The 17,297-nt window shown below is 45.0% G+C and carries 14 protein-coding genes and 1 pseudogene; 6 read left to right on the top strand and 9 right to left on the bottom strand.

Going from position 1 to position 17,297, the window contains the following annotated elements; genetic code table 11:
- Positions 1-128: 128 nt before the first annotated feature.
- From DN752_RS12810 to DN752_RS12785, 6 genes and pseudogenes are all read right to left on the bottom strand, one after another.
- Positions 129-872, bottom strand: a complete 744-nt coding sequence (locus DN752_RS12810) for a LytR/AlgR family response regulator transcription factor (protein ID WP_112784314.1) — start codon at positions 870-872, stop codon at positions 129-131.
- An 18-nt stretch (positions 873-890) separates the two neighbouring features.
- Positions 891-1,943 carry a sensor histidine kinase gene (locus DN752_RS12805; RefSeq protein ID WP_112784313.1) on the bottom strand — a complete coding sequence of 351 codons (1,053 nt, stop codon included), beginning with the start codon at positions 1,941-1,943 and terminating at the stop codon, positions 891-893.
- A 221-nt stretch (positions 1,944-2,164) separates the two neighbouring features.
- Positions 2,165-5,004: pseudogene (gene uvrA, locus DN752_RS12800) on the bottom strand (excinuclease ABC subunit UvrA).
- A 191-nt stretch (positions 5,005-5,195) separates the two neighbouring features.
- The gene (locus DN752_RS12795; RefSeq protein ID WP_112784312.1) at positions 5,196-6,875 is read right to left on the bottom strand and encodes an AsmA family protein; all 1,680 of its coding nucleotides are present in this window, start codon (positions 6,873-6,875) and stop codon (positions 5,196-5,198) included.
- Positions 6,876-7,278: 403 nt separating this feature from the next.
- Positions 7,279-8,229: a lytic transglycosylase domain-containing protein gene (locus DN752_RS12790; RefSeq protein ID WP_112784311.1), complete on the bottom strand. Its 951-nt coding sequence runs from the start codon at positions 8,227-8,229 to the stop codon at positions 7,279-7,281.
- A 3-nt stretch (positions 8,230-8,232) separates the two neighbouring features.
- Entirely contained in the window at positions 8,233-8,964 is a 732-nt protein-coding gene (locus DN752_RS12785) for an LOG family protein (protein WP_112784310.1), read from the bottom strand.
- A 309-nt stretch (positions 8,965-9,273) separates the two neighbouring features.
- Here DN752_RS12785 and DN752_RS12780 point away from each other — a divergent pair, with 309 nt between their 5' ends.
- From DN752_RS12780 to DN752_RS25250, 5 genes are all read left to right on the top strand, one after another.
- Positions 9,274-9,867: a YkgJ family cysteine cluster protein gene (locus tag DN752_RS12780; protein ID WP_112784309.1), complete on the top strand. Its 594-nt coding sequence runs from the start codon at positions 9,274-9,276 to the stop codon at positions 9,865-9,867.
- 76 nt (positions 9,868-9,943) lie between these two features.
- A complete protein-coding gene (locus tag DN752_RS12775) occupies positions 9,944-10,306 on the top strand; it encodes a phage holin family protein (RefSeq protein ID WP_112784308.1) in 363 nt (120 codons plus the stop codon).
- A complete protein-coding gene (locus DN752_RS12770) occupies positions 10,299-10,664 on the top strand; it encodes a hypothetical protein (protein ID WP_112784307.1) in 366 nt (121 codons plus the stop codon). Before DN752_RS12775 ends, DN752_RS12770 begins: the two co-directional genes overlap by 8 nt.
- Entirely contained in the window at positions 10,645-11,232 is a 588-nt protein-coding gene (locus DN752_RS12765; RefSeq protein ID WP_317048495.1) for a geranylgeranylglyceryl/heptaprenylglyceryl phosphate synthase, read from the top strand. The genes DN752_RS12770 and DN752_RS12765 overlap by 20 nt, the downstream gene beginning before the upstream one ends.
- Positions 11,211-11,429, top strand: a complete 219-nt coding sequence (locus DN752_RS25250) for a geranylgeranylglyceryl/heptaprenylglyceryl phosphate synthase (RefSeq protein WP_317048494.1) — start codon at positions 11,211-11,213, stop codon at positions 11,427-11,429. The genes DN752_RS12765 and DN752_RS25250 overlap by 22 nt, the downstream gene beginning before the upstream one ends.
- Here DN752_RS25250 and DN752_RS12760 read toward each other — a convergent pair.
- The 3 genes from DN752_RS12760 to DN752_RS12750 form a co-directional block, all read right to left on the bottom strand.
- A complete protein-coding gene (locus tag DN752_RS12760; RefSeq protein WP_112784306.1) occupies positions 11,412-12,341 on the bottom strand; it encodes an AraC family transcriptional regulator in 930 nt (309 codons plus the stop codon). The genes DN752_RS25250 and DN752_RS12760 overlap by 18 nt on opposite strands.
- Before the next feature lie 139 nt (positions 12,342-12,480).
- Complete coding sequence (locus DN752_RS12755; protein WP_112784305.1) at positions 12,481-13,620, bottom strand: acyl-CoA dehydrogenase; 1,140 nt, start codon at positions 13,618-13,620, stop codon at positions 12,481-12,483.
- Positions 13,621-13,736: 116 nt separating this feature from the next.
- A complete protein-coding gene (locus tag DN752_RS12750) occupies positions 13,737-15,938 on the bottom strand; it encodes a T9SS type A sorting domain-containing protein (protein ID WP_162633208.1) in 2,202 nt (733 codons plus the stop codon).
- Positions 15,939-16,087: 149 nt separating this feature from the next.
- On the opposite strand from DN752_RS12750, the gene DN752_RS12745 reads away from it, so the two are divergent.
- Entirely contained in the window at positions 16,088-17,272 is a 1,185-nt protein-coding gene (locus tag DN752_RS12745) for an Lnb N-terminal periplasmic domain-containing protein (RefSeq protein WP_112784303.1), read from the top strand.
- Positions 17,273-17,297: the final 25 nt, after the last annotated feature.

Below are 17,297 nucleotides of genomic sequence, written 5' to 3'. Positions count from 1 at the left end.
GTGAAGTTTACGGTTTATATGAATACTTTTTATAAATGAATTCAATAGTTTAATAAACTTTTATACTTTTTTTAACTGAAAATGAGAATATTAATCCAGAAAAGCAACTAAAAAACAACGTTTTTTCTTTATAAACTCATCATGTCCTTAAATCTGGCGGCTTGGCGACGGCTTACTTCAATACGGTCACCACCTTTTAGGGTCACTACCAGTCCGCCATTAAACCAAGGCTCTATTCCCTCTACCCAGCTTAGATTGATTATGTGTTTTCTGCTGGCCCTGAAAAAAGACTTTTCATCCAAGCGTTCGTCCAATGCATTCAGCGATTTGTGGATCATGGGTTTATTATTGCCGAAATACACTTTGATATAGTTGCCATCGGATTCAAACAAGCGAACATGTTCCAACTTGACAAACCAGCAGCGATCACCGTCTTTTACAAAAACCTGATCATCCAAAGATAGCTTTTTATCTCCTTCTATCGTAATTTTTTCCTCATCTTTGGTAGAAACTGCATTATTTTTCAACTTATTTTTCAGCTTCTCTATTGCTTCAGACAATCTGGCAGGCTCTATGGGCTTCAGAAGATAGTCGAGGGCATTTACTTCGAATGCCTTTAGTGCAAACTCGTCATAAGCAGTGGTAAATATTACGTCTGGTACAGCTTCCATCTCAGACAAAAGATCAAAGCCTGTTTTTTCGGGCATCTGGATGTCCAAAAATATCACCTCGGGATGGAGGTTGCTTATCTTTTCCTTTGCATCATCTACATTGACTGCTTCTCCTATTACTTCCACATCCTCAATTGCGGATAATAGGCTGATCAGCTCTTTCCTTGCCAGTCTTTCGTCATCGATTACTAGTGCGCGCATGCTATAGAATTTTTAAGGTTAGTCCAATTTAGTACTTTGTTTTGGAATTTTAATTTCTGTGACCACAAACTCACTATCAAAATTCCTCATTTTGAAGTAGGCTTTGCTGCCATAGATTAATTTTAATCGTTGGATAGTATTGGAAATGCCATGGCCACTGCCATCATTTTCTCTGCGGTTTGTGGTATTTTTTAACTGTCCACTGTTTTTTACTGAAATATAGAGGTCGTCGGCCAGCCCAACAGAACATTTTATATGAATCAAGCCACCACGCATCAGGTTAGAAATCCCATGCTTGATGGCGTTTTCTACAATGGTCTGAAGCATCATAGGTGGGATTTTGTAGTGGTAAGCTTTTTTTTCAATATCATAGGATACCTCCAGTCGTTCTTCAAATCGGATGCTTTCCAGGTCAAGATAGTCCCGCACGATTTTGATTTCGTCACTAAAGTCTATTGTGCGTTTTTTGTCCATGATCAGGGAGTAACGAAGGATATTGCTGAGCTGGGTGATCGCCTCTTTGGATTTAGGTGGGTTTTCATCCACCAAGGCCCTTACGCTGTTCAGCGCATTGAATATAAAATGCGGGTTCAGCTGGTTTCTTAGTTGATTCAGCTTGACTTCATTGATCTTGGCTTGGTACTTTAGGGTGGTATTGTAGTTTTCGAGAAAATGATAAAGAAAGTACATCATTGCCCACAGGGCATAATAAAGGAAGCTTATGAACATATTTACCAACAGTACAATGGGCTTCAAATCTTCCTGCGCCCTTAATATGCCAAAAATCCAGTTGATCAATACCGTGGCGATGACATTGGCGAAGCTCAAAACCAACAGGGCCAAAAATGCATTGATCAACAGCTTGGAAAGGTTGAAGTTGAACCAGACTTGACTTTTGATAATATGTCGAAAGTAATGAGTGGACACAAAGTAAAAAGCACCCAAGGACAGGTATGCGCCTATCTGTACGGAGGTAATGCCCCGTATCAGTGAGACAAAAAACAGGTTGATCACTGCAAATGCCGACCATCCAAAAATCTGAAATATCCAATATAATCTGCTCCTATCCATTCTACCTCAAATATAAGGAAGTCTTAGAATGTAGGGAGTGATTTTTTACTAATGGAAGCAGCCTTTGCTGAAAGGGCTTATCCAATGTAGTATCCCCCCATCCACTCCGTTCCCTTCCGGTGCTTGTGATCATCGTTCCCTTCGGCTCCGCTCAGGGAACGGAAGGGAACGAGAGGGAACGGGAGTCGCAGCAATGGCGTCACGAGGGCAATGCGATCAACCTACGAATTACTTGATGATAACTCCAGCTGCAAGAACTTGGCCGTGTAACTGGACGGATGCTGGGCGACAGCTTCTGGTGTTCCTTGTGTTAGGATTTGACCGCCCTTGTTGCCTCCTTCTGGGCCTAAGTCGATGATATGATCGGCGACTTTGATCACATCCAGGTTATGCTCGATGATGAGCACGGTGTTGCCCTTGTCCACTAACCTATTAAGTACCTCCAGCAGGTGTTCTATATCCTTAAAGTGCAATCCTGTGGTGGGTTCATCAAGGATATAGAAGGTTTTTCCTGTGTCTTTTTTGGAGAGCTCTGTAGCGAGTTTTACACGCTGGGCTTCGCCTCCGGAGAGGGTAGTGGCATGCTGCCCCAGTGTTATATAACCTAGCCCTACATCGTTTAAGGTTTTGATTTTCCGGAGGATTTTAGGTTGGTTTTCAAAAAACTCCACTGCTTGCTCTACCGTCATGTCGAGCACATCAGAGATGGACTTTCCTTTAAATCTCACTTCCAGTGTTTCCCTGTTGTAGCGCTTCCCTTTGCAGGTTTCGCAAGGAATGTGAACATCCGGTAGGAAGTCCATTTCGATCAGCTTCATGCCCGCCCCTTCACAATCTTCACATCGTCCACCTTTGACATTAAAGCTGAACCTGCCGGGCTTGTAGCCACGGATTTTTGCTTCGGGCAGTTCTGTGAACAAGGCTCGGATATCGGTAAATACCCCGGTGTAGGTCGCGGGATTTGACCGTGGCGTCCTTCCGATGGGGGACTGGTCCACTTCGATCACCTTATCAAGGTGCTCCAGCCCTTCTATACTGCCATAGGGTAATGGGCTCTTTCTGGATCGGTAAAAATGCTGGTTGAGCAGCGGGAATAATGTTTCATGGATCAGGGAGCTTTTGCCACTTCCGGAGACACCGGTTACGCAGATCATGCTTCCCAGAGGCAGTTCCAAATCTACATTTTTCAAGTTGTGGCCGCTCGCTTGGTGGAGCTTCAGAAGCTTGCCACTTCCTGTTCTTCTGGTGTCGGGAACGGCAATTTCTTCCATCCCGTTCAGGTATTTGGCCGTAAGGCTATTTTGCGCTAGCATTTCTTTTGGAGTACCTTGGGCCACGATATGTCCTCCATGTCGTCCCGCTCCTGGGCCTATGTCCACTACAAAGTCCGCATCCAGCATCATGTCTTTATCATGCTCCACGACGAGAACGGAATTGCCCAAGTCTCTAAGATCTTGGAGGGCTTTGATGAGTTTGACATTGTCTCGTTGGTGAAGGCCGATACTGGGTTCGTCCAAAATGTAGAGCACTCCCACTAGCTGTGTGCCTATTTGCGTAGCTAGTCGGATACGCTGGGCTTCTCCCCCGAAAGGGTACGAAGAGGCCTGTTCAGGGATAAGTAATCCAGCCCAATGTCCAAGAGAAAGCCGATTCGTTTTCGAATCTCCTTAAGTACTTCCTCGCCAATGATTTTTTGCTTTTCGGTGAGCTTATCGTCGATTTGGTCAAACCAATGGCCCAGCTGCTGAATGTCCATCATGGAAAGCTCACCGATATGCTTACCGGCAATCATAAAGTGCAAGGCTTCTTTTTTCAGTCGGTAGCCATTACAGTCAGGGCATTCCCTGTTGGTGGTGAAGTCGCTGACCCATTTTTGGATTTTTTCTGATCCCCCTTCCTGCTGTTTTTGCAGGAAGTTGACGATACCCTCAAAGGTGGTGCTCCATTTGGTGCCAGGGTACTTGACCGAATCTACTTCTACGGCAGCTTTGTCACCATATAGGAGTACATCCAGGACCTCTTCTTTTAAGTCCTTGATAGGAGTGGAAAGGCTGGCTTGGTGACGCTTTAGAATAGCATCTATTTTCTTAAATATCCAGATGTCACGATACTCGCCAATGGGCACAATCCCTCCCCTGGAGATGCTCAGACTGGGGTCGGGAATGATGTTTTCTTTAGTGATCTCTTCGATGATGCCAATGCCTTTGCAGGTCGGGCAAGCTCCATAGGGACTGTTAAAGGAAAATGTATTGGGAGCTGGTTCATCATAGGAGAGCCCAGTGGTAGGGTCCATTAGGTATTTTGAGAAGTGATGGATCTCACCCTCTTCATCACGCAGCATGATGATCCCTTTTCCGTGTTGTAATGCTGTTTTCAGGGATTGGGTAATGCGGTATCGGTCTTCTTCTTCGGCAAAGATCCTGTCCACGACGATTTCGATATCGTGGATTTTATAGCGGTCCACTTGCATTTTGGGCACCATTTCCATCACCACGCCATCTACACGGACTTTTGAAAAACCCATTTTTCGGATTTGCTCGAAGAGCTCTCTGTAATGTCCTTTTCGGCCTTTTACCACTGGTGCCAGGATATAAAGTTTTTTTCCAGCAAAATGCGTCAATAGTTGGTCAATGATCTGGTCTTCTGTTTGGCGGATCATTTTTTTGCCCGAAAGGTAACTGTAAGCTTCCCCGGACCGGGCATACAGCAAACGCATAAAGTCATAAATCTCCGTAACGGTGCCTACTGTAGATCGGGGATTTTTGCTCGTGGTTTTTTGTTCTATCGAAATGACCGGGGAAAGTCCGTTGATCTTGTCTACATCAGGCCGCTCCATTCCACCAAGGAAAGACCTGGCATAGGCAGAAAAACTCTCCATATAACGGCGTTGTCCTTCGGCATAGATGGTGTCAAATGCCAACGAACTCTTGCCGCTTCCACTGAGGCCGGTGATGACCACCAGTTTATTTCTCGGGATCGATAAGTCTATATTTTTGAGATTGTGCTCTCGCGCACCGTATATCTCTATTTTTTCTTCTACTACTGCTACTGTTTTCGACATGAAGGGATCGGACCTTTGATTACGTTTACAATTTCACAAAAATATGGATTATTCACGGAATACCCTTACTGTCTTCTACAACCGTTTTTGAAATGGATTAGTTTGATTAAACCAAAAATATACATTAGCCTATCTATTGTGGGCTGAAAGACGCTTTTGGAAAAGGTCTTTGGGGCCACTTTATCGGTGGGCTAATCACCCTTTTCACCCCTTTTTCGCAGCGTATCCTCGTCTTCTCCGGTGAGTGTAGAGCGCATGCCACTGAGCACAAGCTTCCACCAGTAGTTAAAAATAAATTTGCTTTGGTTTCGCTTGAAGTAAACGGTCCCTTTGTGCAAATCACCTTTTTGGTCAGGGTTTTCAGAGCGTATGACGAGCTTATTGGTAAGGAATGAACCTATTTTTTGTAGGATGTTCTGTCCTTTTCCGTATGATTTTCCACGAATATCAATGGCCAGATCATGGTATTTCATGATCAGTTGGCCATGTCCATCGATATCATTGCCCTTGATGTCAAAGGTCATTTCATCGATCACGCCACTTCGTGCGGCCACTTGTGTGGCTGGGCGGAGCATGGGGTTGATTGCGGCGAGCTCCAAGTCCCGAACGGTACCATCCATGGTAAACCCTCCGGTACTGTCTTGTAGAAAATAGGTGACGTTTAAGTCGACATTCCCCTTGCCCATTATCCTAGCAGTAGCTTTCAAGTTGAGCTCGCTGTGCATTTCAAGCATTTTGGGCACATTGGTGATGTTCATGATTTTGGCATTGATCTGGTCAAAAAAGATCTTTCCTGCTTTTGGCCCGTCATTGTCAGGACGCTCTTCGTAGGACACATAGCCATTGTCCAATTGGATAAGGTCTACATGCAGGTCTTTGGGGATGCTCTTGATGATTTCGTTTATCATCATGGGTCTTTTTCGGGTATCGTCAGGCTTTCGTTTGTCCCGAAATACATTTATGACCATGTCCTTGATCAATAACTTTTCGGACTCGATCAGGCTTTTGCGGAAGTAGGCATCATAATTCATATTGACCAGCTCCACGCTTCCTTGCACCAGTTCTATCCAATCCGTTTCCTTTTCAAAATCCTGCGTATAAGCATACTTGTCCAATTTATTGTCCAGCTTTACCTGCTTTATGCTAAGGCTGTTTTTTGCTTTGCTGAGCTTCATCTGCTGAGCATGAATGACATTGCGGTAGGCGTTAAAGTGGACTTGGGCATGGGCTATGCTACCCTCGATATCGTCCACGGAAAAAAGTGCATCGGCCTGGGCGAGGTCCTTGTTGGTCAGCTGGAAATTGGTAGCCACCAGGTTTAACCCATCTAGCTCTAACCTTGCGGAGTCGGTCTCCACATCCTTGTTTTCTATGGCAAAGTCACTGATGTCAATGTGGGCAACCTGAATGGATTTGTAATCCTTGCCTTTCTTTCTTTGAGTTTCCTTTTGCTTCTTTTGTTTGAGGGAATCAAGGTCTTGGGATAGCGACTGGATATTTACACCTCTCAACTCAGCTGAGTCCAGAACGATGGTGTTGTTCAGTAATAGGCTTTTCCATATAAATCCTGATAACAGAATCCTGTCAGCTACTAAGTTGATCTGTACTTTTTTGTCGGCCACGTTTTCATCCGGGAATATGGCGACGGAGTCCAGTTCCAGATAGGTGCCCCGATAGTCATAATCCAACTTGATATGGCCGAATTTTACCCGGTGACCGCTAAAGTCATTGGTCCTTGTGATCAAGTCACCGACTATCCTTTCGGCATTGCCATTTAGATAAACGTTTACCAAATAGGGAACTCCCTCCAACGCAAAAATGATCAAGAGCACCAAAGTCCCTAAAAAAATTACCAACTTTTTGTTTTTCATAATTCATTTTGAATATTATGGTTAATATAACTAAAAAATGCCTGTATAGTTTGATCTCTTAGAGATAACCTAAATTTGGTAATAAAATCCCTATCATTGCGTCATTGGGAACGCAGCGACAGCGGAGTGAAGCCATCTTTTCTTTAGAGCCGAGATTACTTCGTCATTCTTCTCTACCTAGCGGCAAATCATAGCCGCCAGCATAAGCTGCTGGTGTAAAGACCTCATTAAATAGGAGATATTGCTTACGGGGTCTCCCCTATTGTGCCCTATGTACCTAATGTGGTTGCATAATAAGTTAGCTACTTTACCTTACTTTTTTCGATATCCTGGTACCCTGATTACAGCAGCATAGGCTTTGGGCAAAAACTATAGATTTTCTAGTGGGTATAGTGGCCCGCTGTCAGTCAGCAGGTAATTTGATTTTGTATTCCCGGTCACGTCTGACGGTCAGCTTCGGGGTGCGTAGCCAAGGATTGTAGATCTTAAGTTGCTTATAGTTGGTGCCGTTTTTTATGGCCCACTCGGCAAGGTCTTTCACAGAACTTTTTATCACGAGCGTCTTCAGTGTGGGCATGTGGTAATAGTCTTTTTCATCGAGTACAAAGCCGTACTTTTCAGGATGTTCGAAGATTTCTTTAAACGCCAGTATTCTGAACATGTACCGTCCTGTTTCTTCATTGAGCAGCAATTCATAGTAATCTGGCTGTTGCTGATCATTCATTCTTCGCCTAAGCCCCGTTTGCCCTATATTGTAGCTGGCGGCTACACTGGTCCATTTGCCGAATTTTGCGTAGGATTGCTGTAAGTATTTGCAGGCAGCATGAGTGGCTTTTTCAAAATCGTACCGTTCATCCACTTCTCGGGTGACTTCCAGTCCAAAGTCCTTTGCGGTGCCTTCCATAAACTGCCAAAATCCACGTGCTCCTGCTGGAGAGACGACATTTTGCAGTCCGGATTCGATCAGGGCGACGTATTTAAAATCCTCTGGAATGTTATACTCTGCCAGGATTTTTTCAATGGTGGGAAGGTACTTTGCCGATCGCTTCATCATCAGCAGCATATTGGACTCCCAGAAGGCGTTCACGTACATCTCTCGTTCAAACCGCTCCTTGATGTCCATTTTTCCTAATGGTACAGGCTCCCCCGCAAACTCCATCTTCTCTGGCAGGTCAAGCAGTTTTACCCTTGGTGAAGTCTCTCCGCCCTTGTCACGGGAAGTTAGGGGACTCGTATAGGGTTTTCCGGTTCGTTGTCCTGATGAAGTGGCTTCGGGAGAATTGCGATAGTATAGGACTAAAATAAAAAGTACGGCCACCAGACCGTACAGGATATATGCATGGGTATTTTTCACAGACTAGAAATTTGGAGACAGTAAATATTTGTTGTAGAATTCATCAATCGCCTCGACTGCTTCGGTAGCAGTGTCCACTACTGAGAACAGCTCCATGTCTTCTGGGCTGATGTTGATATGTCGTTCGAGCATTATTGTTTTTATCCAATCGATCAGTCCTTCCCAAAATTCCTTTCCTACGAGGATGATGGGAAATTTCCCTGTCTTCTTGGTCTGTACCAATGTCAACGCTTCAAATAACTCGTCCATGGTGCCAAATCCACCCGGCAACACGATAAATCCTTGGGCGTATTTTACAAACATCACCTTGCGGACAAAGAAGTAATCAAACGTGATCAATTTGTCCTGATCGATGTACATATTGTTGAATTGCTCGAAAGGCAGGTGGATATTTAGCCCTACAGATTTTCCTTTTTCGGCGTGGGCGCCTTTGTTACCCGCTTCCATAATGCCCGGGCCGCCGCCAGTGATGACACCATAGCCATGTCTAACCAGCTTGGCAGCGATCTCTTCAGCGATTTTATAGTATTTGTTGTCCTGCGGGGTGCGTGCCGAACCAAAAATGGAAACACAGGGCCCAATCTTTGCCAGCTTCTCAAAGCCCTCTACAAACTCCGACATTACCTTGAAGATCACCCAAGAGTTGGCACTTTTGATTTCACTCCAGTCTTTCTCTTTGAAAGCCTTTCTGATTCTTTCTTCTTCTAGGTTGTTTTTCTCTGCTTCTTCACTCATATTCTTCTGATGATTTTAAAAATCCAATACGTTTATTATTACTAAAAGTGGTTACTTTCATGTACTAAATTTAACTTTTTTGATGATAAATAGAAAATGGCCGACGCATTATCATTGCTTTCAATTTTCTTGATCACTTATAATTAACTCATTCACAGCGTGATGAGTTCAGCTAGTTCCTTCTGTCCTTATTGGAGGGTTTTGGATACTTTTTGTGGAAAAAAACACCCTGTTCCTGATGCGTTAGATGTGTCGATAGTTGCAAATTCTCTGCCATTCATGTACTTTCGTACGCTTTTATGTTCATCTATGGATCTGTTAGAAAAATGCCTTGCTGTCAATGAACTTTTCACTGACTTAGAGATAGCCACACGTCAATTTATCAGTCAAGGCCAGTTGAATTGCCTTCAAGGTTGTTCGAAATGCTGTGCCAACCCAAAAGTGCCCGCAACGGCACTTGAGTTTTTGCCTTTGGCATTTGAACTATATCATGCTGGAAATGCTGATGCCACCCTTGATAAACTTGAGCTGGCCACAGAGGACAGCTTTTGCATCCTCTTGAACCATCTGTCTGCTGAAGGTACCTCCGGACTATGCAGCCACTACTCCCAACGTGGCCTGATCTGCCGCCTTTTTGGCAGCTCGGCCAGACGTAACAGAGAGGGACTAAAGGAATTGGTTACGTGCAAGCTGATCAAAGAACACCGGAAGGAGCAATATGAGGCAGTGAGCACGGCCATTCGTGAGGACTTGGAGGTGCCGGGAAGTACTGATTATTACACCCGGTTGTACGGCATAGATTTTCATTTGGCAGGTCAGCAATACCCGATCAATTTAGCTATCAAAAAAGCCCTGGAAGCAGTGATTTCCTATTATTTTTACACTGAAGGAGAGGCGGTATAAATTTTTAAAGCATGGTTTTTGATGTATATTGTATTGAATTTAACGCACAGAAATTATTTTTCATTATAACCGAACTATGATGCTTAACTTCTCTGAAATAATCAATACAGTAAAAAGGCTCATCGAAGTAAAGATCCAGATGCTCAAAAATGATCTGCAAGACGAATTGTCAGCCGTCATTACAAGGGTAGCCATTCTTTCCATGATGGTGATTGTCTCCGTATTGATCCTGCTTTTTGGCAGTATCGCTTTAGCATTTTATTTTGCAGAGCTTACTTATTCCAATTCCCTGGGCTTTTTGTATGTAGGTTTGATATATGTCGGGCTCCTTGTTTTTCTGTATATCATTAAAGATTCCAAAGGAATCCAAAAGAACATTGGCCTTGTGCTGAACACTTTCCTCTTCTTTCGAAAAAAAAACAGTGATGACAATGAGTAAATCAGATTTAAAAAAACAAGCTGAAGACCTTGAAAAGCAGCTGGACCATCAATTAGTTGTCTTGAAAGAGGAGTCTGTGTCTTGGGCAAAAGTAGGTGGAGCGGTAGTCGCTGGTAGCATGCTGGTATATGGAACGAAGAAATTGTTCAAGGGAGGCAAGAAGAAAAAACATAAGGCCAAGAAGCAAAAAGGAGAGCAGAGCGCATCATCATCCGACCATGTGAAGCAGCCAAAGGCCAAGAAATCTTCCTTGGCGGGAAGTTTGGGCAAGCGGCTCTTTATGGTAGCGCTATCTCTGGGCCAGGCGAAATTAGTCGATGTGCTGTCCAAGCAAGCCAATGATGCAAAGAAGAAATAATACATTAATTGCCGATAAGTTAAGGCACCTTCACCGGACAGGTAAAAAAGGGGTGGCCTTGCTGATCGACCCTGAAAAATATGATGGCGAAGGGAAGCTTGAGAAACTGGTGACCATAGCTGATGAACACCGCATAGATTTTTTCTTTCTGGGAGGGAGCTTGATCAATGAGCAAAACATGGATACCATTATCCAGAAAATAAGGGAGGGCAGTAGCAAGATCCCCGTGGTGCTATTTCCAGGTAATGTCATCCAAGTAACCGACCGAGCAGATGGCATCCTCTTTTTGTCCTTGATTTCCGGAAGGAACCCAGAGCTACTTATTGGTCAGCAAGTGACGGCGGCTCCTTTATTGGGCAGGTCTTCTTTGGAAGTGCTTCCCACAGGATACATGTTGGTGAATGACGGGCAGATTACCAGTGCCAGTTATATTAGCCAGACGATACCGCTGCCCAATGATAAGCCGGCATTGGCGGTAGCTACGGCCATGGCCGGTCAATTTTTGGGATTACAATACTTTTTCCTTGATGCAGGAAGTGGCGCTTCATGCCCTGTGGGCAAGGGGTGATCAAGGCCGTTGGCCAGCAAGTGGACTGCCCCGTGATAGTAGGGGGAGGAATCGACTCAGTGGATAAGGCCAGAGATGCTTGGGAAGCGGGAGCGGATCTTATTGTCCTTGGAAATGGGCCAGAAAAAAACCCCGGTCTATTGACCGAGGTGATGGACTTAGCTAATGTTTATAACTTATCACTGAACGTTAATTAGTGATTCTCTTCTTCTCATCTTCCCTGCTGGCAAGCCATACATCATTTTAAATCTTCGGCAGAAGTAAGCGGTATCTTTGTAGCCGACCTCTTTGCCAATATCTCGAATGCTTTTCTTGGTAGTCCGGAGTAGTTCGACAGCGGCTTCCATGCGCTGGTATTCGATGTAATCTTGTGGATTGATGCCTGTCAGCATCTTGAAGTATTGGCCTACATAATCCTCGGAAACGTTGGCTACCTTGGCCAACACCTTATTGGAAAGATCTCCACCGATGTTTTTCTTGATATAATTAAACATATCGATCAAACGCGGATCTTTGAAGTAGGTGCTATTGGTGGACATTTCTTCCACAAACAGACGGTTTTTCAAGATATGCCTTACCAGCTCCACTACCAATAACTCGGTGTGGATCTTAATGACACGCTCCTTGCCGGGGATGTTTTGCTCGGATTCTTTGACCACATCCTCAATAATAGAAGCCAAACGATCATTAAAGCGAATGATAAATGGAGGAATGCCCAGTGAGTTAAAGAAATTGACCACATCAAAAACCTTTGCTTCGAAAGTCACTAAAGTAACACAGTCCTCTTCAATGGTTTTGATGTCTTTAAAACTAACGGATTGTAGGTGTTTCTTTTTGTTTTCCAAAAAGCTGTTGTTGGACATTTCGTTTCTCTTGGTGGCTTGACCAAAGGAAACTTTACATGCCCTCCCTGCTGGGACAAACAGAATCTCTCCCTCATTGACCAGTTCTTGTTCATCACCGTATTTCAATGTACCTTGATGCAATAAAATAACGGTGTTTTCCGGTTCTAGGTAGTCCGTCACGGTAATAGGTCGCTCTACTTTGTAGTTGTTTCCCCTCGTATACCGCACGCCCACGGATTCTATGACTTTATTGTAATATTCCATGACAGATAATATTATGTTGATACTTGTAAAAGTATGACTTTTTTAATTAAAATATAATAAATTTAACGAAAAATTCAAGAAGAACCGAATTAACGTATAAATTTCGTAGGTTACAACGTCGATTTTCGATTTTTATTTTTTATCTTAATAGATTACGGGATATAACTATTTTTTGAATTTCGCTTGTTCCTTCATAAATCTGGGTGATTTTAGCGTCCCTCATTAGCCTTTCTACATGGTATTCTTTGACAAATCCATAGCCCCCATGAATTTGTACAGCCTCGATGGTTACGTCCATAGCGACCTTAGAAGCGTATAATTTTGCCATGGCGCTGGCCTGGGCGTAGGACTTGCCTTGGTCTTTTAGCCAAGCAGCTTTCCAGACCAGTAGCCTTGCTGCCTCTATCTCAGTGGCCATATCGGCCAGCTTAAACTGGATGGCTTGGTGTTGACTGATGGGTTTTCCAAATGCTTTCCGTTCCTTGGAATAGTCAAGTGCCAGTTCATACGCTCCAGCGGCGATGCCCAATGCCTGTGCGGCGATGCCTATTCGTCCTCCGTCCAAGCTGTGCATGGCATAGGTGAAGCCAAAGCCATCCTCACCAATTCTATTTTCGACAGGTACTTTTACGTCGTTAAACATCAGTGAATGGGTGTCGGAGCCTCGGATTCCCAGCTTATCCTCTTTCTTGCCTACCTGAAATCCTTCCATGTCCTTTTCCACGATGAAGGTGGAGATGCCTTTGTGCCTTAGCGATGGATTGGTCTGCGCCATGACCAAGTACACGCTGGCGGTGCCGCCATTGGTGATCCAGTTTTTGGTGCCGTTCAGGATGTAATGGTCCCCCTTCTTTTCGGCAGAGGTCTTTTGGGAAGTGGCATCGGACCCGGCCTCAGGCTCTGATAGACAGAACGCCCCCAAGATCTCCCCTGCTGCCAGAGGTTTAAGGTATTTTTCCTTTTGGAGCTCAGTGCCATACTTTTCCAGTCCCCAGCAGACCAATGAATTATTGACAGACATGGCCACGGCGGCGGAAGCGTCGATTTTGGAGATTTCTTCCAAGGCTAGCACGTACGAAAGGGTGTCCATCCCTCCTCCATTGTATTCAGGAGCGACCATCATGCCCAAAAACCCCAGTTCTCCCATTTTCTTGACCTGTTCATGGGGAAAGGTGGCGTTGGTGTCACGGTCTATTACACCGGAAAGGAGTTCCGTTTTGGCAAAATCCTTGGCGGCAGCTTGCACCGCTAAGTGTTCTTCAGTCAGGGTAAAATTCATACGATTTGGGTTTACATTAAAATTCGTCTAGGAATATAACGTAAAAAATGATACGTAGCAATTTGACGCCCAGCATAAAGGAAAGTCCGACAGATTTTCGAACGAAATATTTCGGGTCATTTTTTGATCCATCGGAGGGTATGGTTTTCCCGATCGCCGAGGATACGAATGATGTAAATTCCCCTTTGAAGGGTGGCTAATTTTTCTTTGACTCGCTGGAGCGTCTGTTCCCTGCTGCCATCAAGTGAAAACACCACCATTCCTTGCGCATTCAGTATCTCCCAATGAAGGCGACGGTCAGTTTTGTCAGGGATCACGAAGTGGATGTTGCCCGCTGTGTGCGGGTTGGGATAAATGATGGCCTGTTCGGTGGCTGCTGGGTTTCTTCGCACTTGGAAGACCGGTGTAAAATCCTCTTTGCCTCCACGTGACAAACTGGCTATTTTGTAATAGCAATATCCATAATAAGGTGGATTTTCGTCCGTAAATTGATAGGTAAAATCCTGCTCAGTGGTGCCTTTAGCCATGATCGTGCCGATGGGAATAAAGTTATCCACATTATCGGCAGAGCGATAGATCGTAAAACCTTTCACCTGATTGTCTGTGGTTACCTCCCATTTGAGGACGTTGTTGTTACCACTGGCTTGCCCTTGGTAGCTTAACCAAGCGATGGGCAAGACCGTGGCCACACGATTGCTCCCGATGGTGAACTTATTGTTGTTTATTTCATTGCGCATTACGGTTCTTCTTGCCCAGAAGATGCCGTTTTCGTCTAGGCCACTTTGATGGCTGCCAGGAGCAGGCTCATGGTCAGCGACTATTCTCAGATCATCCACATCATCTACCACCAGATCATCGGCAGAGATACGAATATTGATATCACTGTTTCCCGCTGTAAATCCCGAAAAGCTGAAATAGCTATACAATTGGTACAGTATCCAAGCCCCATCATTGTCAAAGAAATCCGCATCATGGTCCACACCGGGAAGCTGGGTGTAATTTATGGAAAGGGTTTCGCCACCGGGTAAATTGCTTCCTTCAAGCTGAAGTAATCGTGTCCCTCCTTCATACTTGTCCACAAAAGGAAAACTGGCATTAGTGGCGTTTAGGGGATGAGGGGTGCTGCGGTAATGAAGGGCTTGGAGATCATGCCACTGACCTGCCAGATACTGATACTGCCCGGATCCGGATACATTGATGGTCATTTCATTTCCACCAAAATCCAATTCCCCTGCCGTCATCATGAAGTCATCCAAAATAGTAAGGTCATTGTCAAAGGAGGCCTTTCCCGTTGGCTTGTCCACTTCGAGGTCCTTAATGAGTAGTGCCATACCGGCGATTTCTTGGTCTGCTTGTCCTTCTATGGAAAGTGATGTCGTGTTCGCTTTGATGTTTCCTGTGCCGGTATTGGTCATGTCTCCGGTGAGAATGAGTGTAGACGGAAGTATTTTTTCTGCGTTGCCTTCAAAAGTGACCTCATGGTAGTTTACTGGTTGCTGTGCGCCAGTCATAGTGCTAGTGATAAATTCCTGTGCTCCTGAAGCACCAGCATAACGAACCTCCCCCATCAGATTGATAGTGGCCGCATTGATTTCTGGATTTGAGCCATGTAGTACCAATGTCCCACCGTCCTGTATCGTGACTTCTTGGGCTGGTACGGAAGCAGACCGCTGGACAATTCCCTCATTGCAGTAGCTCTCCAAGCTGGCATTGGCCTCGATGATAAGGCTACCATAAGCTCCCGGCACGGCGGGGTCATTATTAAATGAAAAGGTGGAGCAGGTTCCTCCTAGTGCTTCTTGGACGACTCTTCCCGAGGCGATCACAATCTTACTGGCCTTGATAGCTTCCTGAACCGTAAGGGCAGCTCCTGGGTCGGGGGCGAAAACTACGGTATATCGGCTCCTTACAGAAAAAGCACTCCACGCTCCGTCCGGCACAGCGATTCTCGAACCTCCCCTGAATACCAGTTTGCTCTCTTCACTGTTGCCGATCCAGTCGATATTGTTCCAAGTTCCCGAGGGTGAGCCTGGCGCAGCTCCAGAAAAAGCATTCAGACTACCATAGAGTGATAGCTCAAAACCGTTTATATTCAGTTTTTCGCCTGTCTCCGCTTCTGCATTCAAGTAGAGTGATTTGACATTTTCATTTTGGCTGAGGGTGACCTCGTGACCAAAATCCACGTAAACGTCATTGGTATTTTCGGGAGGCCGACCGGCAGTTCCCCAGCTGCTGCCATCATAGACTTCCCAAATGGCCACTTGGTCAAAATCCCCGCTTGCAGTCGTCCGATAAGCACCGACTTCTTGACCATGCACAGGGGTGGAGAATATACCAGATACAATGAAAATTACGAATAATATCTTGTAAATTCGTTTTGGATTTAAACCTGCCTGATTGGCCAATATTGTGTAGTCATCAGGTTGTAAAAAATTGAACAACATCATCCTTAAATATAAGTCTGACAATGAAGAAATCCGTCTTACTTTTTACCATTATCCTATTGGGCTTTAGCCAATTATATGCAAAAAATTATAGGGTGAGCCTGTTGACCTGTGAACCAGGCGGAGAACTTTACAGTGTCTTTGGTCATAGCGCCGTGCGGGTTACCGATATGGAAACGGGCAGGGACTTGGTGTATAATTATGGAACCTTTGACTTCAACCCTAGTTTCTATATGAAATTTGCCAGGGGTAAATTGGACTATTGGCTGTCAGTAAGTCCTTATGATCGGTTTATTGGTCACTATAACTATCTGGGGCAGGCGGTGCGTGAGCAAGTGCTCGACCTCAACGAGCAGCAGACTGCCAAAATGGTGGAATTTCTACAGGTCAATTACCAGCCGGACAACCGTTATTACCGCTATGATTTTTTTTATGACAATTGTGCCACGCGGATTCGCGATATGCTGGAGACTGTACTGGGCAAGCAATTGGAGTGGAACGACCCTGTAGGAGAAGAGGAAGTAACCTTTCGGGACTTGATAGATGAATATGTGTATCCACTTCCTTGGGGCGACCTAGGAATTGACCTGGCCTTGGGCAGTGTGATCGATGTGGAGGCCAGTGAACGTGAAAAGCAGTATTTGCCGGATTATATGGAAGCGGCATTTGGCAGAGCGGAGATCGTGGGGGATGGTCCTACCAGACCACTGGTAAAAAGCCAGAGGACGATTTTGGACCTGCCACCCGTAGCTGTTGCGCCTAGCTTCTTTAATCCTTACTTTTTGTTTTGGGGGATAGCGATTCTTTTCATGGTCCTCACTTTTATAGGGTTTAGAAAGAAAAAGCTCTTCATTGGCTTTGACCAGACTTTCTTTGGGATATTGTCGGTGGTGGGGATTGTGGTGGTATTGCTCTGGTTTTTTACGGAGCATACGGCCACTAAGTACAATTGGAATTTGCTGTGGGCTTTTCCCCTTCATGGACTATTGGTGTATGGGCTGGGGATGAAGCATCCAGCCCAGTGGGTCAAAAAGTATTTGTTGTTTGCGCTGATCATGGCCGATGCGGCGGTGGTGTTCTGGATTTTGGGCTGGCAATCGTTCCACCCAAGTGTCCTTCCGCTGATATTGGTGGTGATCTTGCGGAGCAATTTCCTGTATTATAATTTGGAAAAGTTCAAAGCCCAAAAGCGGATAGTCAAGGACTGAAAAACTTTTTGCCCGTCCCAAAACG

The organism is Echinicola strongylocentroti, assembly GCF_003260975.1.
Taxonomy (GTDB): domain Bacteria; phylum Bacteroidota; class Bacteroidia; order Cytophagales; family Cyclobacteriaceae; genus Echinicola; species Echinicola strongylocentroti.
This window is presented reverse-complemented; position numbering and strand designations above follow the sequence as displayed.

Coding starts and splice junctions, on each gene's coding strand:
- DN752_RS12810 (WP_112784314.1), bottom strand. CDS start 872: ATGCGCGCACTAGTAATCGATGACGAAAGACTGGCAAGGAAAGAGCTG.
- DN752_RS12805 (WP_112784313.1), bottom strand. CDS start 1,943: ATGGATAGGAGCAGATTATATTGGATATTTCAGATTTTTGGATGGTCG.
- DN752_RS12795 (WP_112784312.1), bottom strand. CDS start 6,875: ATGAAAAACAAAAAGTTGGTAATTTTTTTAGGGACTTTGGTGCTCTTG.
- DN752_RS12785 (WP_112784310.1), bottom strand. CDS start 8,964: ATGAGTGAAGAAGCAGAGAAAAACAACCTAGAAGAAGAAAGAATCAGA.
- DN752_RS12780 (WP_112784309.1), top strand. CDS start 9,274: ATGGATCTGTTAGAAAAATGCCTTGCTGTCAATGAACTTTTCACTGAC.
- DN752_RS12775 (WP_112784308.1), top strand. CDS start 9,944: ATGATGCTTAACTTCTCTGAAATAATCAATACAGTAAAAAGGCTCATC.
- DN752_RS12770 (WP_112784307.1), top strand. CDS start 10,299: ATGAGTAAATCAGATTTAAAAAAACAAGCTGAAGACCTTGAAAAGCAG.
- DN752_RS12765 (WP_317048495.1), top strand. CDS start 10,645: ATGATGCAAAGAAGAAATAATACATTAATTGCCGATAAGTTAAGGCAC.
- DN752_RS25250 (WP_317048494.1), top strand. CDS start 11,211: ATGCCCTGTGGGCAAGGGGTGATCAAGGCCGTTGGCCAGCAAGTGGAC.
- DN752_RS12760 (WP_112784306.1), bottom strand. CDS start 12,341: ATGGAATATTACAATAAAGTCATAGAATCCGTGGGCGTGCGGTATACG.
- DN752_RS12755 (WP_112784305.1), bottom strand. CDS start 13,620: ATGAATTTTACCCTGACTGAAGAACACTTAGCGGTGCAAGCTGCCGCC.
- DN752_RS12745 (WP_112784303.1), top strand. CDS start 16,088: ATGAAGAAATCCGTCTTACTTTTTACCATTATCCTATTGGGCTTTAGC.